This window comes from Paenibacillus dokdonensis, from assembly GCF_004916975.1.
Classification (GTDB): domain Bacteria; phylum Bacillota; class Bacilli; order Paenibacillales; family Paenibacillaceae; genus Paenibacillus_AQ; species Paenibacillus_AQ dokdonensis.
This window is the reverse complement of record NZ_STGQ01000002.1, coordinates 826,255-847,948: the sequence shown is the minus strand read 5'-3', so window position 1 is coordinate 847,948 and position 21,694 is coordinate 826,255. Positions and strand designations below refer to the sequence as shown.

The following is a 21,694-nucleotide window of genomic DNA, read 5'->3' as shown; positions in this document are numbered from 1 at the left end:
GCAAGTTCCCTCCTGCCATAGGAAACAGATTCAAAGAGTATAATCATTGCACGAAGGCATGATTCAAAGCATTAAAAGTCATCCATTTATTCCCACAAGAGCTGGGTTAAAGCTATCATACCACGCCTTCCCGGCTCAGTTATACATGTCTGCTGCATCGGAAGAAGCCAGGCACGCTCCATATCGCATCCTTGAATCATTCCTTCCGAGCATACCTTTGATCACCTACGTCGGCATACGCAAAAAAACCACCGCCCCTCTTCAAGAGAGGAATGCGGTGGCTTTTTCATTATAGAAGATATTTAGGATAAAGACATATGATAGCAGTTCTCGGTAATGCTTATTTTTTATCGAGCTGGATGCTGAACGAAGAACCGGCGTCACCCGCGAAAACGATCGTTCCGTCCTTGGGAAGGACGACTTGGTTCGAGCCGCTGGCTTCGCTCATATTCACGTATTTGCCTGCGGCATCATATACAGCGAATCCGCCTTCAACCGGCAGCTTCACGGTCATCGTCTTGTCCGCTGCCGCAGCAGGGACCGTGAACCATCTGGCGTAACCGTCATCCTTCACCGTCACGGTCGACTGCTTGCCGTGATAGAGCGGTTTGACCAGGTCTTCGCTGACGAACAGGCTTCCCGCCGTTTCCAGGTACTCGGCACCATCCTTTTGGTAGAAGCTGTATCCGGCCGTATCCCGGCCGTCCATACCAGGAATTTGCAGGCTGCTTACCGCCGTGTCCGGTCCGGTAATTTCCTTGTCGTTCACATACCCTTGAAAATCTTTGGAACGCTTCATTTCGAGCGTAGGCTTCATCAAGTACATCACCGAGGTGTACTTTTCATTGACAGGATAGTACGTCTTGCCTTCACGCTTCGTCCATGCGTCTTCCGCGTCTTCCGTCAGCGGATTGCTGTCCAGCTTCTGGGCGAGATAGTGGGACATCGCCACTTGCCCGAGCTCAGGTACCGTGCTGTATTGGCGAACCCAAAGGTAGGTTAGACCGTTCGATTCGGTTACGAAGCTGAGCTTAGCGGTTCCTGTTTCGTCCACGAACGTTCCGTCTGCTGTGTACACGTACTTCTCTGCCGGATATTCGGGTACGCTCGGCACCGTAACGGACATGGTTCCATCCTTCAGATCAACCTTGACCAGCTGGCCCGTCGAGCCGTAATATCCGGCATGCTTCTTCATGTCCTCCGGAAGGCTGGCCGCTACCGGCTTGCCGAACGATTTGTCCGGTTTGATGTCCTTAATGGCTCCTTTTTCTTTCAGCGCTTCGAGCAGAATTTGGGTCGCCAGGAGCTGGTTCGTCGAGCTGCTGCCGCCCGAGGATACGACGGCCGCGGCCATGTTCTGCTCCGGAAGGACGATCAGCGAAGCATGATACAGAATCGTGTCTCCGCCCTTCACCACCGCCTGAATGTCGTAATCATTAAAAGGATACAGTCTTACGCTATCCCAGCCGAGGCCATAGTCAAAGGAATTGTCCGCGTCTTTAGGCCACAGTCCTTTTTTGTATTCGGGCTGTCCCATGGCTTCCACTGCTTTGGCAGAGAGAATGCCCGGTTTCTGGCCGGTAAAGATTTGCGAGAACCGTGCCATATCTTCCGCCGTGGAATAAATGCCTCCCGTTCCGATGACATTCACCGTTTCATTCGGCAGCTGCTGCGGAATTGTAGGATAATACAGCCCTGCGGTTTTAGCCGTATCTACCATATCCTGCGAGGTTTTGGTATCGTTCATGCCCAGCGGCTCGGTGAAATGCTGGTGCACAAAGGCGGTAAACTTCATTCCGCTTACGTGTTCCACCAAAATCTCCGCCAACGTAAAGCCGTCGTTGCAATATACCGAGAAGGCGCCCGGGTCGGCCTTCAAGCTTTGCTTGGACAGCTGCTCCAGCAGCGTATCGTGGGCGTAAGGGTCCGAATCCTCGAACAAAAATGCGTTGTTCAGGCTGGAACCCTGAATCCCGGAGGAATGGTTCAGCAGCATGCGCGGGGTAATTTGCTTGTAACGCTCATCCTTCATTTTGAATTCCGGTATGTACTGCACAAGCGGGGCATCCAGATTGATTTTCTCCTCATCAGCCAGCTTCATGACGGCAGCGGCCGTGAACATTTTGCTCGTCGAGCCGATGCCGTACATCGTGCCCGGGGTAAGCGGAACTTTCCCCTTTTCGTCATTTTTCCCGGATTGACCGGATACGGTGATCTTTCCCTGATCGATGAGCGCGTACTGAACGCTCACCGTTCCATACTGCTCGGTGAGCATCGCCGCCTTTTTCGCCGCGAGTGCTCCCAGCCCTTGAGCGGCCGCTGCTTCCGTGCCGGATGCCATCGCCGCGGTTGGAACAAGCGGCGTCAATGTCAGCGCGGCAGCCAGAAGCCATGCCATTCTTTTCTTCATGAATGAACCTCCTTTTGTTGGATTACACTGTAGTACGTTTTGGACCCTGATTTGGTTCAGTTTTCCAACAAAAAAAGGAACTTCGTCTCATACCGCGGTCCAATATAGGACCAGCCGTCTATCGGGAAAACGATGGAACACGCCTATCAGCTCACTTCAAAAAGGCAGCCGCCCTGAAAGGGGCAGGCTGCCTTTCTCACCGCACGCAGCTCCCGGCGGCAATGCGGCGTTACATGACGGAGGTCCACCACATGCGGCCTCGGGTTTAATACACCCGAATTTCAACCAGCTCCGCGCACGGAGCGCCGTTCGTCTCTTCGATGACGATGCGCAGCGCATCGGCCAAGACCGGCTCCTTCATACGGATGCGATTGCTTCTACTCCGATTATCCCCAACTGATGTTGCAACACGCCACTGCCGTTGAACCCGGGCCTCGATCCGGTACGACTTCACCAGCTCGGGAATGATATCGAATGACGTACGGTGATGATGAAGGTTGATCAGGTCCTCGTTCACGTCGTCGTTCCACGTCAGCATGATTTCCTTCATCGATATTTCATGCTCCCAAGTCAATTGCAGCCAAGCCTCGCGCTCAGGCCCGATCGGCTCGGATGTCCACATATTCGGACCGCCGAATGGCCGTTTGTATCCACCAACTGCCTTCTCCGGCGCATAGGCTTCTGTTCTGCCCTTGACCTTAAAGCAGAAGGGCTGACGGACCGCCGCCTTCATGCTCCAGGCCACGACGAGTTGATTCTCGTCGTGCTCCTCCAGATTGGCCGATGCATTAGGAACTGCCCCCTTCTCAAAAGCGAGGATGCCGGTAAGCGGTTCGACCGCCGGGTCAACCGGGAACAAAATCGCGGCATCACGCTCCAGCCGGTATGCCTCATGCGGTTTATCCACACTGATGCTGCTTCGAAACGATGATGCCGAAACCTGCGCCAGGCGGGCCAGGTCCCGTTCGTCTTCATGCCGCAGACCGATGACGGAGGCGTCCTGGCGCAGCAGCGTCTGCTGCAGCTCTTGTAGATGTGAGCGGTAGATCTCCCTCGGAGATACGCCCTTCGCGGCGCACAGCGAAGCAGCGGTACCGGCCGCTTCTCCTATAACCGCGCAGGTTGCCATGACGCGCGTCGTGCCGAATGCCACATGGGAAGCGCTTATGTTGCGGCCGTCGAACAGTAGATTTCCCACGTTGGCCGTGTACAGGCTACGGTACGGGATATGATAATTGCCGTCCGCATGCATATGCTTGGAACCACTGGCTTCGGCATACATCCCCTGCGGGGGATGCAGATCGATGGACCAGCCGCCAAAGGCGATCCGGTCATGGAACGGCTCCTGCGCGATGATATCGTTCTGGTTCAGCACATAATCGCCGACGAAACGGCGGTATTCCCTTTTTCCGGGGATGGAGCCGACCCACTCCAAGGTCATGCTTTCGGCCTCAAACTGCCCCGAATTTCCATATAGTCCCAAATGCCGTAAATGACAGACCACAGCTCGTCCCGGATCACTCGCTTGATCGGGATTGGCGTCTGCTCGATGTCCTTGGCGAAGGACGGCGGCATGAACCGGACCGGATGCCCCGCGTCCTTCGTGTAGAATAGCAGCGTACTGCCCAAGGTAATGCCGTCCGCTTCCTCCGGCGCCCACGCTTCCCCGTATTCATGGGAGGCTTCCCGGCTGATCCGGTGCCGTGCACAAGCCATGAAGCCGACGAGGCCGTCGCCGGTGCAATCCACAAGTAGCAACGAGAATCTCATACCATGCCTACTGCGCCTTTCCAACAAACGGGAAAGTATTTCCCTTGCACTTACCGCCGAACTAGGCTATTTCATGGCGCTCTAAGTGTGTAAGACTATTTCCAACAAGAAAAAACTACGTATGAAATTACTCAAGACTTTTATATTCTGTTGCTTCTTGAGCTTTGACAGTAGAATTGATACTTGAATCTGATACGCTATGTAGACAAAACTATGATTCCTATAACCTAAACTTCGTTAGAAATGTGATGAGAGCACTTTCATCAATTATTATATACGCCAACTAAGAATTGTACATATTTGTAAAATTACAGTCCTCACATATAATAAAATTGCAATACAAAAAGATTCTTAAAGCAAAGGAGGAGGATCACGGGTTCAACCGGTCTTGGTAACAGACGTCTTGACATACAAAGCCAAAATAAAGGAGATGTAGTAGTGAAGAAAAACGTATTTTCTTTATTCCTTATCTGTGTCATGCTGCTAACCTATATGGGAAATGCTGTACCAAAGGCGTCGGCTGATTCGACGGTGGAGCAGACGAACGTAGCTTTGAAAGCGATTGCAAGCACAACGGCTGGTACAAGCCAGAATACGATCGGCAGCATCAATGACGATAGCATGCAAATAGGATGGGTAAGCAGCAATTTTACGATGCCTGCGTATGTAACGCTCGATTGGGGCACCAATAGGGTGACCACGAGCAAAATCTCGTTGTCCGCTAATTTTGGTCCGAAGCAAGGTATTAAAACGATGGACCTCGAGTATTTTGACGGTCAGTCTTGGCAGGTTGCCAAAACAGATATCGTCCTTAATTGGACAAAAAACGAACAGGCGGCTGAAACCTTGGATATTGTTTTCCCGGAGATATCCACGAGTAAGCTTCGTATTAAAGTGAAATCTGCGGCTCAAACATGGAGTGGGTATGTCATTATGGAGTTACAGGTATGGGGGAAACTCGATTATTCTTCGAGCAGTGTAGCCGGATCCATCACAAGCATCAAGCAGCCCGGCAGAGGTCAATTAGTGCTCGATCTTCCAAATGTCCCTGCTGGATTTATCGTTCAAATTTATTCATCTGATCGGGAAGACGTCATTGCGTTAGATGGTACGATAGCTCCTTTACCGAGCGATGAGAAGGTAACCGTTGTGCTTGAAGTCAGCAAACTAACAGATCAGACTAAAGCGAACACCTCAGCTCTTCAAGTTCTTGTACCGGGCAAGCCCCCTGAAAATTATATAACGACGTTACCTAAAGAAGATACAACAAGCATCATCAAAAATCCTGCGATGGGTTGGGTAATGTATGTTGAGGAATTTGGCGGTGGCGGAAATACGATGGGTAATATGAATGCCCAGACATATTGGGATACGGTTGATCCTTATATAGATGCTGCCAATATGCTTTATATTCGTGTCCCTTGGTCCCGGATGGAACCCACAGAAGGACATTATGCTTGGAATGAAGACGAGAATTATAAAGCCTATGTGAAAATGGCTCTCGATCGACATATAAAGCTCGCTTTCCGCGTTGTCGTTGACAGCCAAGACGTACATATGCAAGCGACACCGCAGTTTGTATTTGATGCTGGTGCAAAAGGGGTCCCTACCGCCTCCAATCCTAACTTCAAATCCCCCGTTGTCACCGATGCAAAATTCAGAGAGAAATTCGAGAAGTTTGTTCGGGCATTTGCCAAGGAATACGATGATCCAAGTATCGTAGATTTTGTTGATGGCGGCGGTATGGGGTATTGGGGGGAGATGTACACATTTAGTCACAGTATGACGAAAGCGGAGAAAGACGACACCTTTAAGTGGATCGTCAATTTATACGCAGACAATTTCAAACACGTATTGATTGGTCAACAAGACGCGAGCAGTTTTGATTGGGCGTTGCAAGATTGGGCTTACAAAGAGAAAGGTTTTATACTTCGAAGAGATAGTTACGGCAGTCCGGTATATTTCGATCAAACACAAAAAGACCGAATCGTTGCTCGTTGGCCGGAAGTTCCGGTCTTTGCAGAAAATTGCTATCAAAATTTCGTATCCAGAGCCACTTCATGCGATGGTCAGAATAAGCCGATTGGCGATATGTTAACCAGAGTTGTTAATGATGCGTTGTATACACATGCCAATACATTGGATCTAAGGCATCCGGAGGATGTCATTGAATTTTCAGTTAACCATCCGGCGTTGGTCGAGAAGTTTGCACTGCAAGGCGGTTATCGCTTTGTTCTGAATGAGGCCGTCTACCCGACCACGATGAAGCCTGATACATCCTATAAGATTTATCATTCATGGAAGAACACCGGAGTAGGTAAACTACCTAACGATCTGGCAAACTGGGATCATAAATACAAGGTTGCCTTTGCACTGCTTGATCCGAAAACGAAGCAACCGGTGACGATGAGTATCGATAAAGCAGAACCAGCCGATTGGATCAAAGGTCAAACGTATAGCTACACCGGGGATTTTAAATTCAGTAGCATTCCAGATGGAACGTATGATTTGGCTGTAGCGATTGTAGATAGCACGAAAAAGAATACGCCAGCCATTAAACTTGCGGTTAAAGACATAATGACGAGCACAGGCTGGTATGCATTAGGTCAAGTTCAGTCTTCTTCATCCTCTGCATCTGCGGAGACAGCAACAACGCTATCCGCTGTTGACAGCGTGCAGTCGGGCAAGGATTTTAACGTTAAATTAGGAATGCGCGATGTGAGACCAAGCGTGTATGCGCTCGACACTCGCATGGACTATGACTCCAACCTTGTCGAGTTTATGTCTGTTGAGTCAGAGAAGGAGGAAGTCAGCCTTGTAGAGACCTTGAACAATGCGCCAGGCAAGCTGCGATTTATCATGGCGAGCACAGGAGCGGCAAATGCCCTCCCTTCTGATGTGGATCTGCTAAATCTGGTCTTTAAAGCAAAGACCGTTCAGCAGTCAGTAGAGACAGCCTTATCAGTGACGGACATGACTATGGGTGATGATACAGGGGCAGAAACGAAGGGGACTCCTTCTTCGATCAAAATCCAGATTACGCCAGAGAACGTGCCACCGGTTATCCCTGGCGATGTTAACAATGACGGTAAGGTGAGTATCGGGGATCTTGCGCTTGTAGCGGCAAACTACGGTAAAAATTCGACTAGTGCGGATTGGGACCGAATCAAGCAAATGGATATGGATGGGAACGGCAAAATTGATATCCTAGACCTTGGATTCATTGCTAGTAAAATTGTGAAGTAAGCATACAATAAACTGTTGGCAGCATTCAAAGACATGCGTGTGAATACGTTGTGAAAGGACCTCTATAATCGGGATCTTTTTTATAAAATTCAATGTCAAATGACTCAGTTTAAGTTTAAAACTAACCGCTTTGATGAAGACGCCATATAACGGACATTGAAAAAAGCCTCTAGTCAACAAGCTGTCGTCGGCTGCCTACCGACGTAAATTTACAGCTTAGGAGCGTTTCCTCATTCTATAAAGAAAATCTTTAATACAATGAATGAAAATGGGGCTGTCTCATAAGTGGATTTCCCACGACAGAGACAGCTCCGTTTTATTTTGGGATCCAAAAAAGGAGCGATTCTCCCGTTATTGGAGAATCGCTCCTTTGCGCTTTTGCTCTACTCCGGCTTGCTTCAGCATATTATGGGCAAGCGAAAGCCATCCGACCTCCAGCGTCACTTTCTTCATGCCGCGAAGCAGAAACCGCCGGAAGCCCCGGTTGTTTTTCAGTTGGCCAAACACACTCTCCGGCTCCATCATTCGCCGTACGGCCAGGGCATAGCCTTCCTCACTTCGGAGGCGTTCCCGGGCTTGACTTTGGTATCGCAGCCTTTCCAGACTTACCGCTACTGTGCACCGATCTTTCAGCGGGCAGCCTTCACAGCTTTGACTTCGGTAATGACGCCTTCGAATCTCATATCCACTTTCTAGTGTTTCCTTACTTTCTCTGTGGAAATGCAGTGTTTGCGCGGCGGGGCACGTCCAGGTATCCTCGGCTGCGTTGTACGTCCAATTCTCGATTTTACTCACATCTGCTTTCCACGCTTTGCTCTTTTCTTTATGGTAACTGCCGTATTTAACGACTGCTGTGATCTCTTCCTTTTCCAGATAGGCATAGTTCTCTTCACTTCCATAGCCTGCATCTGCAATGATTGTCTGTGGATGTTGCCCCAAGATCCGCCGTGCTATTTCCAGATGCGGCTCTAAACAACGGGTATCCGTGGGTCCTTGGTGGACACTGTAGGCTAAAATGAACTGATTTTCCGTGCCAATCTGCACATTGTATCCCGGTTTTAACTGTCCATTTCGCATGTGGTCTTCTTTCATCCGCATGAAGGTGGCGTCCGTGTCGGTTTTGCTGAAGCTGTTTCGATTTCCAAGCAACTTTTGGTAATGTTCGTACTTCACAAGTCTTGGAAGCAAGTCCTTCCGAAGCTTCCGAACGGCTTTCTTTAAGGGGGTATCCTTGGGATGTTTCAGCAGCTGAGCTTCCAGTTGCTGCGTGACTTGTTCGAGCTTGCTGCTATCCAACTCGGAAGCCTCACCGAGTTCGGTCAGGTCTTTGCCGTGATGCTCGCACTCTTCCTGATGCTCTGCGGCTTCGATGGTGGAGAAAAGTGCATGTACCTTCTCTTGCAGTTTGGTCTTGTGTTTGCTGACCGCTTTACCCCAGACGAAGGTGTAACGATTGGCATTGGCCTCAATCTTGGTACCATCTACGAAATAATGTTCCAAGGAGATGTACCTTTCATCGACCCCCTTAACATTTCCCGTAAACTCTATCGAAACAATTACATACCTCCAAAAAGATAGAGAAAGGATCGCGGAAAATTAGCATCTTTGCTTCAATAAGTTCATCTAAACAGGAAAGACCTAGTCTAAAGTCTAGGTTCAGACACTCCCTAAGACGGTTATGCCAGGCAAATAAGGCGGATATAATGGATTTATAACTCAGAGCGTGACGTATGAAGCCAAAGGAGTGTTTGAATGTGAAGGCAAAAGAAGCGCCGGCAAAGGCGCCAAACGGCAAGGTGAATTGGGTGTTTTTTAATCCGAAAACCTATGCAACGATTCTCTATTTATTGCTATCCCTCCCATTAGGGATTATCTATTTTACAATAGCGACAACGGGACTTGCGCTATCCATCGGTTTAACTCCGATATTTATCGGAATACCGCTGTTTTTTGGAGTAGCTAGGCTGCTGAATGGGATTGTCAATTTTGAACAAGGCATGATTAGACATATTTTGGGTTTACCGCATCCGGCTGCTTCGAATACCTACCATCCACAGCCTGAAGCTGGACGGAACTGGTTGGTGCGAATGGTGAGAGGTTTTGACGGTGCGCTATTCATTCGGAATCTGCTGCTCGTCGTACTGAGATTTGTAACAGGCATTGTCTTCTTTGTTATTATGGTAACGGTGATTTCGCTAGGACTAGGATTTATTGCGCTCCCTGTCGTACACATCATTTTGATGAATGAAATGCAGATTGATATTTTAGAGAATAACTTGTTTAGTTATTTCCATATCGATTGGACCTATAATCAGCAATATCTGCTGTATGTAGGCGTTGGCCTTGTCATCTCTTGGATCGCGCTTCACGTCGTGAATGGGCTCATGCAAATTCAGCGCAGAATCCTGTATGTGGATGAGCCCTATCAACAGCCGTCAGTGTCCGCGGAAGCACAAATGTATTCGTCGGTTCAATCGCCATATGATGAGTACCAAGAGGATCAGCCCAATCAAGGGATGATGCAGCCAGCCTATAGAGAGCCTTAACTTACTGACCGTCAGTAAATAGACCCCGCACCTTACGATGGGGGTCTATTTTTTTTGGTTTGTTCCGCAAGTTCTTAATAAAAAAAGAATCAAACGCGTGGACCATCGAAAAGATGCTCACGGTTTAATTCCTTTTAAGTACATCGTGGGGGTGAGCACTGGCTGTTTAAAACCTCGATTCGCCTTGTGATGCTTAACCAAGCCCTACTCTTTCACCGCGCCCAGCATAATGCCGGATACGAAGTACTTTTGTAGAAAAGGATATACGACCAGCATCGGCACCATGGCGATAAATACCTTGGCCGCATTCAGCGTCCGGTTAGACAGCTCCGACAGCTTCTTGTATTGTTCGGGGGTCAGATTAGTGCCAACCGGAATGTTGACGACAAGCTGCTGGATATAGGTCTGGAGCGGATATTTATCGGAAGTGTTCATCAGCACCAAGCCATTAAAGAACTCGTTCCAGTGATACACGCTAAGAAATAGCGCGACTGCAGCAAGAACGGGGATGGAGCATGGGATATATACCCGGAACAAGATCGACCAAGGACCGGCACCGTCGACGACGGCTGCCTCATTCAGTTCCTTCGGCAGATTGCGGAAGAAGTTCATGATCAGGATCACGTCGAATACCGGCACGCCTCCGCCAAGCACTAACGCCCAGATCGTATTGAGCAAATGATAGTTTTGAATCGTGAGATACCACGGGATCAGTCCTCCGTTAAACAGCATGCAGAAGACAAGAATCCACATGAACGCATTGCGCGCTTTGAAATCTTTTTTAGGCCTTGCCAGTGGATAAGCCATTAACACGGTTATCAGCAAGGATAACCCTGTGCCGAGCACGGTCCGCTGGATAGAAATCCAGAACGAATTAAAGAACAGGCGATCGTTGATAATTTCCTTATACGGCGACAAGGAGAAGCCGATGGGGAAAATGGTAACCAAGCCTGCATTAGCGGCGGATTTGTCGGAGATGGATACACAGAAGGTGTACCATAGCGGGTATATGCAGCTAATGAGCAGGAGGCCGAGGACGATGATATTGGCAATTTCAAACGTCCGTGAGCCTAACGTTTTATTTCTGACCAATGCAGCGCCCTCCTTTTAGAATACCGTGTAATCGGCATAGCGATATGCCAGACGATAGGATATGAATATCAGCACAAAGCTAATGACCGACTTGAACAAACCGGCCGCCGTCGCCAGCGAGAACTGAAGATTTTGCAAGCCCAGCCGGTACACCCATGTATCCAAAATATCTCCGGTTGAATACACAAGCGGATTATACAGGTTGTACACTTGATCGAATCCGGCGTTCAGTACGTTGCCTAAACTCAAGACGCCTAGCAGGACAACCGTGGTCGTCAGCGCAGGCAGCGTGACGCGCCGGATCAACTGCCACCGGTTGGCGCCATCAATGGCGGCCGCCTCATACAGATTGGGATTGACGCCTGTCAGTGCCGCCAGGTAGATAATCGCGTTATAGCCAAACTCCTTCCACACATCGGTGCCGATGAGCAGCTGCCGGAATATCCCCGCATCCGCCATAAAAAGCTTGGGATCAACGCCGAACATGCCAATGACCGTGTTGACGACGCCATAATAGCCGAAGATTCCGATCACAATCGTTGACATAATAACCCACGACAGAAAGTGCGGCAGATATACGACGGTCTGAACCAGCTTTTTGTAACGCAAGCTGCGAAGCTCATTCAGCAGAATGGCAAAAATGAGCGGAATGAGCAAATTGAACACGATTTTGCCAACAGCGATGATAAAGGTATTGAGAATCACCGTCTTGCTGTCATTGAGCTGAAACATATACTTGAAGTTATCCAATCCGACCCACTCGGATTTGAACAATCCAGCTCCCGGATTATAATTCTGAAATGCCATCGCAATGCCGAACATAGGCACAATACTGAACATCACAAGCCAGACCATACCCGGCAGCAGCATCAAATAATAGTGTTTCTGATGGCCCAATTTTCTCATTACGGCTAACCTCCCGTCTCTCTATATAAAATGAACTAAAGTTTAACCTCGATTCTCCTTAATTCCATCCGGAATACAGGCGATGTGCTTCCCTTTCTTTAGTTCAATTTATCTAGCAGGATAGCAAAGCTTGCTAAAGGCACTTCAAACCGCCAGTGCCTTCCGCAAGCTTCTGCATCATTACTTCTTTAAGAGCTCCGCGACCTCTTTCGTGATCTCGTCTCCGCCTTGAGCCTTCCAATCCTTCACGAATTTGTCAAAGGAGTCGATTGGCGCTTGGCCAAGGATGATTTTCAGAACGGTCTCATCCTCCATCTTCTTCAGGTTGGCCCATTTCGTTTCCATCGTCGGGGTCTGGTTGTAGGTTACGCTATACACCTTCTTATCGATTGGAATCGTTGTGAACGGACGATCGCCGATCATGATGGAATAGAGGCGCTGGAAGTCGCCGAAGTTAGCCGTGTTGAAGTTGCTGACATTCAAATCGTCGTACGGAGCCTTAATGACGTCCTTCACCTTTTTCGCATCGGCATACATCAGCTTGTACAAGCTATTGGGCTTGTTATAGTCCTCGGGCTGGGTCTCGCCCTTCAGTACTTTCAGAAGCTCGGCATATTCGTATTCCGTCTCATTGGCCGCGGCCATCACGTTGCGAAGCGGGTACCAGCCCACAGCTACCGACAAATCAAAGGTCGCTTCATCGCGCACCAGGGCATTGTTCATGATGAGGATGGCCTTGACGACATCCGGCTTGGCATTTTTGCTAATAATGGTATAGGTACTGCCCGTCGTCTTCATATGCGCATTCCACTTATTATCGTCGGAATAGACCGGATAGGCCTGCCAGTTCGCCGTCGGGTCATTCTTGAAGGAGTCGCCGTTGCCGTAGCCACCATTCCACCACGGGCCGAAGAAAATCCCCGCCTGATTGGCATTGATCGGATCCCCAACGTTGTCACGGGTACCCACTTCGGGATCGATAAGGCCTTTTTTGTACCAATCCGCCAGTAAAGCCAGCGTATTTTTCGTATTGTCCGTCAGCGTTCCGTACGATACCGATCCGTCCCCATTGTCGAGCCAGTAGCCTGGATAAGCATCCATTGCGCCAAAAATCGGATCAAATCCACCCATATTGTTGGAGGATAGGAGGAAAGTGGAATAAGGGAAAGAATTTTTGGAAGGGCCGGCGATACCTATCGTTTTGTCCCCGCCAAGCTTGTTATCCATAAATGCTTTTGCTGTCTTTTCGATATCCGACGTCGTCTTTGGCACCGGCAGCTGCAGCTTGTCGAGCCAATCCTTGCGGACCCATAGAACGTGTACGCCATCGGTATCCACCGTAATGTTCGGGAGCGAAACCATCTTGCCCTTGTAGCTTGCGTTTTCCAATGCGCGGCCGTCGGTGCTCGCCATAATGTCCTTCACCTGCGAGGATTGATACTGCTGGAACAAATCTGTAATGTCATACAGCAGTCCCGAACTGGCCGCCTTGGTCATGAAGGAGCGGTCATCGACGACCATACCGTCAGGCAGCTTGCCCGACGCGATCGTTAAGCTGACCTTCTGCTTGAAATCATTGCCGGTGGCTGCCGTCCAATCCACAATCACGTTGATGTTATACTTTTCCTTGAGGTAACGCGTGTACTGGTTGTTGCTTACGCTGTCGCCTTCCGGCAGCGTTTTGTCTGTCGGATCCACCACCATGCCGATGTGAACATCAACCGGATTAGGAAACTTGGAGAAGGCCAGGTCATCTCCTGATAGTGCCGGGGTCGTGGAACTTGAATCCGGTTTTGGAGACGCTTTCAAATCATTCGATGAGTCCTTGGAAGAAGTACATGCTGTCAAACTTAGACCAAGTAATACGACGGAAAGCAGCATTGCCATATTCCTTTTCATCTAATCCCTCCTTAAAAGAATCGCGAAGCAATTCTTACTTCGTAAGCAAGTGCTTCATCCTTTGCCTTCTCATTGTACATGGGAAGCGGAGAAAAAAAGTCAGACGGATGTGCCGTGTTTTGTGATGGGTAATAGGCCGGGGTAGATATTTGTTCGATAGATTGTAATCAATCATCCCCCCTATGAAATTGGGCCCGGAATTCCGAGGGCAAGAGGCGGGTCTGTTCATAGAAGAGCTGAGAGAAATATTTGGAGTCGTTATAGCCAACGGCATGAGCAACCCACGCAATCGACTGATTGGTTTCGCTCAGTAATCTCTCGGCTGCTCTGATCCGCTCTTGCTTTAAGTAATCGTTGAATGTCGAGCCCGTCAGCTTCTTAAAGCATTGGGAAAAATAGCTTCGGCTCATATGCACATGATCAGCGACGTTCTCGGCATGCAGCGTATTGGAAGCCTGCTCGCGAATGAATAACACAGCCTTTAGAATGCTGTTCGTCGTATTCGTAAAATGGGTGGATGTCCCAACCTGCGCATAGACACGGTTCCTGTAATCGCGCATCCATTCCACAGCCGACCGGACATCGTTTGCTTCGGACCGGAAATCGGCATCCAATTCAAAAACGGTTTCCATTTGTGATAGCACACGCATGAACAGCCCTTCCAGACGGCGGAAGGAAATCTTTGTTTCGACGGTCTGTTTGCATAAGCGCTGGAAGACGGATTCATTATAGAGCCAGTAGTGAGAACGCCACCCCTGCTCCAGTCTGCTCCACTCTTCTTCCTCTTGTGAGCAAGTGTTTTGCCCGGGGGATGACGCAGGAGGCTTGACGGTACGTTCAAGTCTTTCACCTGTCATTTGCTGCCGGATTCGTTTCAGGATCTGCTCGTCGTCCTCCGATTCCAGGCGCACCTTGGAGATATAATCGAGCACGCCCATACGATAAGCCGTCTGTACATTCTCAAACTCTTCGTGAAACGATAAGATAACGGCGCGCAGATCCGGAAATCTTTGGCGCATGACTTGAAGCAGCTCCATTCCCGACATGACGGGCATCGAGAGATCCACGAACATCAGATCCACCTCATGCGTTTCCATAAACTCCAGCGCCTTTGCACCATTTGCCGCTTCCCCAACCACCATCATATCGTGATTGGACCAAGGCATAATTGAGATCAATCCTTTGCGAGCAAGCTTGTCATCGTCAACAATTAATACACGGATCAAATCGCTCTCTCCTTTCTGGGATGGAGATAAGGAAGATTTAACGTAACCGTTGTGCCTTGATTCGGCATGCTTTCGATATCCATGCGGGCTTTACGGCCATAAAAGGATTCCAGCATGGACCGGACGTACCGAAGCCCAATTCCCCAGCCCGTCTGCTGCTGATCCGGCGTGTCGCGCTGCAGCAAGGCCAGCGTCTCCTGGCTCAACCCTTTGCCGTCGTCGCGGATGATGATGCGCACCATCTGCACTGTTTCATCGGGCGAAATGATAATTTCCAGCTTGCCGTTATCGTCAAGGCCGTGACAGACGGCATTTTCCACGATGGGCTGCAGGATGAATCTTGCAACAGGGCTATCGAGATAGGCCTCTTCCGCAATATCCAGCTTCACCTCAAAGTCATGCCGCATTTGCTGCAGCTCCAGATACGTTCGCATGATCTGTATTTCCGAGCGGAAGGTAGCCGTTTCCTCTGATTTGCCCAAGTTATAATTCAGCAAAATAATTAACGAGGAAACAAATTTCTCGATCTCCTCCTGCTTATGCATGACCGCCAGCCATCGTACCGAATTCAGCGTATTCATCAGAAAATGCGGGTTGATCTGATAGGCAAGTTTTTCGATCTCCAGCTGATGCCGGCGCTTTTCCTTCTGCTCCACATCCATAATCAGCTGCTGAATCTGCCGTTTCATCATATTGAACTGATCGAATAACCGGTCAAATTCATCGATCCCCGTATGATATTGACGGGTGCCCATGTAGCCCTTGCCAAAGGTCCTCATTTCCTTCTCGATCAATCGAAAAGGCCTGTTAATCAGCCTTCGCAATAACAAAGTGAGTGTAAACATCATCAGGAGGGCAATGGCGAGAATCCATAGCATGTGATTTTTCCATGTATAAAGCTCGTGATTGTAACTGGAGACGGGAAGCAGCAGCGCAATATTGTAACCGTAATCGCCTTTCATCCGGTTCCATACATATTCACCCGTCATGCCCGATTCCCCGTTTAACATCAACCGCTCTCCGGCCGCAAAGGCCGCTGAATTACTGCTATAGGTCACCCGGTCCGCCGTATCGGTGAAAACAAGTGCATACGGCATATTCAAGCTTGCTGAAAGTGAGTTCATATCGGCGGGGATATCCGTCCTGGCTTCAACATAAACGACTAACTGCGTACCATCTGAAAATTGAACTTCCCTGGTTACCGACACCACCAGATCATCGCTGAATCGGCATAGAGATTTATGCGGGGACTGGTATTTCAGTGTCTCCATCCCTGCCACATTGGGCAATGATTGCAGCTTGAAGTCTCCGCGCAGCGGCAAATTCGAATAGGGAGCTTGTCCGCTTGCGGGATTGTAGTACATGACCAGCTCCATAGCCGGGTTCGAAAAGGTAATTAATCCAATATTGTAGGAAATATCGCGGGAGAGAAGACGCTGGCTGTAAATGTCTACGGTAGAGACATACGTCTCCATCAGGTTGCCCACTGTGCCTTCCGGCGTCATCTGCTGGGTAACCTGAAGCAGGTTATTGTACATTTGATTCAGCTTGGACCTTTGCTGGTACAGATCAAAAGCCATCGAAGTCTTGATTTTATCGCGCTGCATCGTGTAGATCGCATTGTAGGAGACCGACGCCATCAAGACGGCGCATCCCACAAAGCCAACGGTCAAAAACATCATAATTCGTTTGCGAAGAGAGGAGAAAACAAACCGTTGACGCAGCATAGACATGAAGCCTTTTTTCCTACGGGCAGCCTTTAAGGAGCGATTGCCTTTTATCTCCACCACCTCACAACAAGTATGGAACAATATTCGCTGTTGGGCGTGTTTATCCTTCCTGATAAGGAGGAAAGTTGCGGGGATTTGCACAAGTATTAACCATCAACATTAACAATCCTGGAAAAAGTAAAAACCCGCTCAATGAGCGGGTCCATCGAAATGGTTCTCGAGAATCGGTAATCAGATAAGGCGGGCCAAAGCCTCTCGATAGATGTCGTGAACTAAAAGGTTCGCTTTACATGCTCTTTTGCGCCAGCATTCTCAGCAGTGCCGTTACCGCTTCTGCTCTTGTGGTATTATCGTTCGGAGCAAATTGGTTCGTGCCTTTACCTTCAATAATACCCCTGTTTTTCATGGCCGCCACTGCGCCTTTCGCCCAGTCCGGAATGTATTTGTCGTCCGCGAAGCCCGTTGCTGTCTTCTCTTCTATCGACTGAGCCAAAGCCTTGGCGATCATCGCTGCCACTTCTGAGCGTGTAATTTCGGCATCCGGACGGAACGTGCTGTCCTCATAGCCTGTAATGATGCCTGCATATACCGCCTGCATAACCGGTTTCTGCGCCCAGGCGCCGATCTTCGACTTATCGATAAACGTCAGGGCTACTTCATCCCCTTGCGGGTTGAGGGCATTCATCAGCATGACCGCAAATTCCGCTCGCGTTACGGTACGATCTGGCTTGAACTTGCCGTCCTGATAGCCCTTGACGATACCGGCGCTAACCGCTTGCTTGATGTTATTCTCCGCCCAGTGCCCGGAGACATCACTGAAGCTTGTCGGCTGCTTCGAGTTTGACGTGGAATCTGAATCTTTCTCTACACCGAGTACCGCGAACTTCGTGAAGTGATTAACTTTGACGGTAATGGTATTGCCGTTTACCTCGCCGCCGACTTTCACCCAGACCTGTTTCGATTCGTCATAGTAGAATACGCAAGCCTCTTGATCGCCCTTCAAGCTATTCGGATCGAAGGTAAAGGTCATCGTAATCTCATTGCTGAAATTCTCCGAGAAGTTCTTCAGAATTTCGAATATCGGGCTAGCCAGATCATCATTTTTCGTAATCAGATTTAACGAGTCCGTCATTTTTCCAATCGTTAATATCAGCTCTCTGTCTGTAGCATGAGCAGGAATCGAGATCTTGATTGCATTGCCCAAGCTAACCTGACCCGTTTTACCGACGGGAAGCTTTAGTGTACCGTCTGTCGAGGTAACTGTATCGATTGAGGGCGTCGATGATGAGCCGCTGCCGCCTGACAGGACAATACCGCTCAAGTCTGCGTTATTATTATTCAGCACGTTTATAACCTGTGCCGTCGACACGCTACTCTTGATGTTATCAGCACCTCGATAAGATACCTCGATCTTGTGCGATCCAACAGAAAGCTGCGGTAAATTGAAATGAACACTGCCATTCACGTCAAGCTCGGACGAACTGACTGTCTGATCATTGATAATAATATCAACAGTACCTGTAGGGATGACATTGCCAAGCGTACCGACTTGTACATCAATTGAAACTGAGCCCCCCACGACTATCGTAGATGGTAAAACATTCATATTCATTTGCGACTCTATTTTATTCACGTTTTGTAGCAAACTCTTCGTTATATCTTTATAGTGACTATCACCGCTATAGCTCGCAGTAATGGTATGGCTACCAGCTAATAACAAGGGTACAGAACATTGTGCGGTGCCATCTGTCCCCATAGGAACGTTACATAATAGAGTAGTTCCATTTTTAAACGTTACGCTACCTGTGACAGGAACCAAATTTATGGATGGTACGGAAACCGTGAACGTTACGCCTGAGCCGTAAGTTAATTGGGCTGAACTAGAGGTCAGACTAGGATTCGACTCGATGTGATTAACCGTATGTGTCAAAGCTGAGGATGTGCTTGATTCAAAGTTGCTATCACCACTGTAGCTCGCAGTAATCGTATGAACGCCTGACGTAAGACTTGACGTCTCATAGACCGCGGAGGTTACGCCGCTATTCCCCAAAGTTACAATCCCTAACTCTACGTTTCCATCATAGAAAGTGACAGCACCGCTAGGAACAAGACCACTTACAGAGGGAACCTCTGCTGTAAAAGACACCTTATCACCATAAACCGACGATGTAGCGCTGCTTGTCAATGAAACCGGGGATGCGATCTTTGAAACATTTACCACGAAGGTGGATGATGTATTATTATTATGGTTGCCATCGCTTGAATTAAACTCTGCCTTAAACTCATGAACGCCAACCGATAATGGAGGAGTCGTTATTGAGGCTATACCGTTGGCTGCTTTCAGTGAGTTTAAGTTTGATGTTACCTTCTGATCCGCTTGCCCAACAAAAGAAACCGTATGGTTCATGTTGTCCAGCTCGATTTTATACAAATATCGAGCTCCTGTATTGGAGATATTTTGATTGACGATATCTCCATCCTTATTGTATTGCACAATATTGAAATAACCCATATTATCTGTATCGCTATATCCCCAGAACGTATACTCCCCCCATTTCAAAACAGGACAGGTGGGAGAACCTACCGGATAGTTATCTCTTCCATCAATCATACACGCTTGTTTGTATCCACTTGGAATATTACCCGGAGGCGAAGCTAATGTAATAATCTCAGGTGTTTGCTCAATCAAAGTCTGAGCCGTTTGAATCGGAGTGCCATTATCAGTAAACGTAACAGAGCCCACAGGGGAATTACCGCTAACCGAAGTATCTGTAACCGTTGAACTTAATGTCACGCTTTGACCATGAGTAACTGTAACGGCATTCCCTGCCAGAGATACGCTTACGGGATTGGCTGCATAAGCCTCTCCAGAAAAAAAACCAGAGCCATATGCAATTACAAGTATTAGGAAACACTTCGCGAATAACCCCTTTTTTGTGAGTAATGATAATTTTCTCACTGTCAATACCTCCAAATTTCATATAATCAAACTCTGATTTGCTAGCGTGTCCAGACTGATCTGTTCACCGTCAATCTCGACTAATTGGGTTAAACTAAGCCAAGATCCTGAATCGTTTGGGGCATCAAGAATGCCTATGTAACGCAAATTCATTTTCTAAAATATGTCCTTCTCGTTAGGCTCTAGGCCCTGTATTTCGTGACTGTATCTTTGAATAATCAATTAATTATATAAATAATCCACTTTAAATAATAGTTACTCCTGTCACCATAATGTCACGTGACAAACTGAAATAATTTTACAATTATCATGTATCATCCAATATATAATTAAAAAAAGAATAGAGAGGTCATACTGAATTTTGACCATAAAAAACTGCACCCGATTGTTAGACATATCTAACAATTGGGTGCAGTTCAGCTCAAGGTATAGTTGGTAAATTTGTAATAAAAAATCATTTAAAATCATAATTCAAAGAGTATTATTAGGTTAATCAAGAAGAACCATTATTGTAGACATTTCGTCTACATTTTAGTCCATAAACAAGAAGGCGAGGGGAGTCGAACCCCTGTCCGAAGACAACGCCACATACGCTTCTACGGGTGTAGATAGTGGCCCTTGTGATTCATCAATCCTCGCTTTATTTAGTGCTTTGTCTGAATAGGACTTGTATTAGCTAGAATAGGCAGCATTTTCTCACCCTTTTCCATGAAGCAATTGCATTGGCCACAAATCGGTTGAATCAAAAAAACGAAGTTGTTCCTCATCCATCCATTGCACTTTTTATTGGTGCATGACCATATCGTTGTCATTTCCTCTGGAAGATCAATCATCTGTCTTTTCCGTGAATAGTACAAGCAGCATCCTTCTTTCTCTTCCGGAATAATGATGAAAAAAAAAGTCCCAAAACTATGTTTTGGGACTTTCTAACAGCAATTATAGTTTAACAACATTCTCGGCCTGTGGGCCTCGATTGCCTTGTACTACATTAAATTCAACGCGTTGACCTTCATCCAACGATTTGAAGCCCTCGCTAACAATTGCACTGAAATGCACGAATACGTCGTCTCCGCCTTCAACCTCGATAAAACCGAAGCCTTTGTCTGCATTAAACCACTTTACTGTTCCTTGTTCCATGATCCATTACCTCCATACTTTCATAATTACATGATCTTCAAATTCAAAAAAATCACATATTGTACAAGGCTAGATAATCAAAATCATAACCCTCTACAATATGTGACTTCAGGTCGAAATTCCAATAAACTAATTATAACACACAACTGGAGCTGATTTACAACTTTTCTTGCATTTCCACTTCAATCCATTCACCTTTAGTTAACCATGACACTATATAATCTTCAGCGGTACAGCCTATGCAACAAAAAAACACACTTCCCAAGTGATCTCAACATAATTATCAAGGGTTAAGTGCGTTTCTCAATCATTTTATAAATTGGCTATAATAAGCGGGTAATGGTCGGGATGACACGATTTGAACATGCGACCCCCTGGTCCCAAACCAGGTGCTCTACCAAGCTGAGCTACATCCCGATAACGATGGTGCCGGTGAAGGGACTCGAACCCCCACGGTTTCCCTCACGATTTTGAGTCGCGCGCGTCTGCCAATTCCGCCACACCGGCTTAAAGAAAACGCGCCCTAAGAGATTCGAACTCCTGGCCTTTTGATTCGTAGTCAAACGCTCTATCCAGCTGAGCTAAGGGCGCAAAATATTTGGAGCGGACGACGGGAATCGAACCCGCGACCCTCGCCTTGGCAAGGCGATGCTCTACCGCTGAGCCACGTCCGCATATAAATTATAAAACTGGTGAGCCATGAAGGACTCGAACCTTCGACACCCTGATTAAAAGTCAGGTGCTCTACCAACTGAGCTAATGGCTCTCAATTA

11 protein-coding genes, 5 tRNA genes and 2 pseudogenes are annotated in these 21,694 nt (G+C 48.0%); 2 read left to right on the top strand and 16 right to left on the bottom strand.

From position 1 onward, the window contains the following. Positions 1 to 340 precede the first annotated feature (340 nt). The gene (locus E6W40_RS21895) at positions 341 to 2,410 is read right to left on the bottom strand and encodes a serine hydrolase domain-containing protein (protein WP_136607690.1); all 2,070 of its coding nucleotides are present in this window, start codon (positions 2,408 to 2,410) and stop codon (positions 341 to 343) included. 478 nt (positions 2,411 to 2,888) lie between these two features. Then, a pseudogene (locus E6W40_RS21890) lies at positions 2,889 to 4,192 on the bottom strand (FAD-dependent oxidoreductase); the annotation flags it as partial. A 426-nt stretch (positions 4,193 to 4,618) separates the two neighbouring features. Between E6W40_RS21890 and E6W40_RS21885 the strand changes: the two are divergent. Further along, positions 4,619 to 7,426, top strand: a complete 2,808-nt coding sequence (locus tag E6W40_RS21885) for a cohesin domain-containing protein (RefSeq protein ID WP_136607689.1) — start codon at positions 4,619 to 4,621, stop codon at positions 7,424 to 7,426. A gap of 351 nt (positions 7,427 to 7,777) precedes the next feature. Here the strand turns inward: E6W40_RS21885 and E6W40_RS21880 are convergent. Further along, positions 7,778 to 8,932 (bottom strand): annotated as a pseudogene (locus E6W40_RS21880) (IS1182 family transposase); the annotation flags it as partial. A gap of 248 nt (positions 8,933 to 9,180) precedes the next feature. On the opposite strand from E6W40_RS21880, the gene E6W40_RS21875 reads away from it, so the two are divergent. Continuing rightward, positions 9,181 to 9,972: a sensor domain-containing protein gene (locus E6W40_RS21875; protein ID WP_136607688.1), complete on the top strand. Its 792-nt coding sequence runs from the start codon at positions 9,181 to 9,183 to the stop codon at positions 9,970 to 9,972. Positions 9,973 to 10,176: 204 nt separating this feature from the next. On the opposite strand, the gene E6W40_RS21870 is transcribed toward E6W40_RS21875, so the two are convergent. From E6W40_RS21870 to E6W40_RS21810, 13 genes are all read right to left on the bottom strand, one after another. After that, on the bottom strand, positions 10,177 to 11,064 hold the full coding sequence (locus E6W40_RS21870) for a carbohydrate ABC transporter permease (protein ID WP_136607687.1): 888 nt from the start codon (positions 11,062 to 11,064) through the stop codon (positions 10,177 to 10,179). Between the two features lie 15 nt (positions 11,065 to 11,079). Next, on the bottom strand, positions 11,080 to 11,970 hold the full coding sequence (locus tag E6W40_RS21865) for an ABC transporter permease (RefSeq protein ID WP_136607686.1): 891 nt from the start codon (positions 11,968 to 11,970) through the stop codon (positions 11,080 to 11,082). Positions 11,971 to 12,150: 180 nt separating this feature from the next. Then, positions 12,151 to 13,869, bottom strand: coding sequence for an extracellular solute-binding protein (locus E6W40_RS21860; protein ID WP_136607685.1), 1,719 nt, complete (start codon positions 13,867 to 13,869; stop codon positions 12,151 to 12,153). 167 nt (positions 13,870 to 14,036) lie between these two features. Continuing rightward, positions 14,037 to 15,095: a response regulator transcription factor gene (locus tag E6W40_RS21855; RefSeq protein WP_136607684.1), complete on the bottom strand. Its 1,059-nt coding sequence runs from the start codon at positions 15,093 to 15,095 to the stop codon at positions 14,037 to 14,039. Then, complete coding sequence (locus E6W40_RS21850) at positions 15,092 to 16,828, bottom strand: sensor histidine kinase (RefSeq protein ID WP_136607683.1); 1,737 nt, start codon at positions 16,826 to 16,828, stop codon at positions 15,092 to 15,094. Before E6W40_RS21850 ends, E6W40_RS21855 begins: the two co-directional genes overlap by 4 nt. 283 nt (positions 16,829 to 17,111) lie before the next feature. Further along, complete coding sequence (locus E6W40_RS21845) at positions 17,112 to 19,784, bottom strand: Ig-like domain repeat protein (protein ID WP_136607682.1); 2,673 nt, start codon at positions 19,782 to 19,784, stop codon at positions 17,112 to 17,114. 644 nt (positions 19,785 to 20,428) lie between these two features. Continuing rightward, entirely contained in the window at positions 20,429 to 20,641 is a 213-nt protein-coding gene (locus E6W40_RS21840; RefSeq protein ID WP_136607681.1) for a cold-shock protein, read from the bottom strand. 79 nt (positions 20,642 to 20,720) lie between these two features. Further along, positions 20,721 to 20,921 (bottom strand): cold-shock protein, encoded by a 201-nt coding sequence (locus tag E6W40_RS21835; RefSeq protein WP_136607680.1) that lies wholly within the window; start codon positions 20,919 to 20,921, stop codon positions 20,721 to 20,723. Between the two features lie 340 nt (positions 20,922 to 21,261). Then, a tRNA-Pro gene (locus E6W40_RS21830) sits at positions 21,262 to 21,338 on the bottom strand. A 7-nt stretch (positions 21,339 to 21,345) separates the two neighbouring features. After that, positions 21,346 to 21,428 (bottom strand) — tRNA-Leu (locus E6W40_RS21825). 10 nt (positions 21,429 to 21,438) lie between these two features. Beyond that, a tRNA-Arg gene (locus E6W40_RS21820) sits at positions 21,439 to 21,512 on the bottom strand. 8 nt (positions 21,513 to 21,520) lie between these two features. Beyond that, positions 21,521 to 21,595 (bottom strand) — tRNA-Gly (locus E6W40_RS21815). A 16-nt stretch (positions 21,596 to 21,611) separates the two neighbouring features. Beyond that, positions 21,612 to 21,687: transfer RNA gene (locus E6W40_RS21810), tRNA-Lys, on the bottom strand. Positions 21,688 to 21,694 lie beyond the last annotated feature (7 nt).

What these genes read in the sequence shown, in the direction of transcription:
- E6W40_RS21895 (WP_136607690.1), bottom strand. Translation starts at nt 2,410, where the DNA reads ATGAAGAAAAGAATGGCATGGCTTCTGGCTGCCGCGCTGACATTGACG.
- E6W40_RS21865 (WP_136607686.1), bottom strand. Translation starts at nt 11,970, where the DNA reads ATGAGAAAATTGGGCCATCAGAAACACTATTATTTGATGCTGCTGCCG.
- E6W40_RS21860 (WP_136607685.1), bottom strand. Translation starts at nt 13,869, where the DNA reads ATGAAAAGGAATATGGCAATGCTGCTTTCCGTCGTATTACTTGGTCTA.
- E6W40_RS21850 (WP_136607683.1), bottom strand. Translation starts at nt 16,828, where the DNA reads ATGTCTATGCTGCGTCAACGGTTTGTTTTCTCCTCTCTTCGCAAACGA.
- E6W40_RS21835 (WP_136607680.1), bottom strand. Translation starts at nt 20,921, where the DNA reads ATGGAACAAGGAACAGTAAAGTGGTTTAATGCAGACAAAGGCTTCGGT.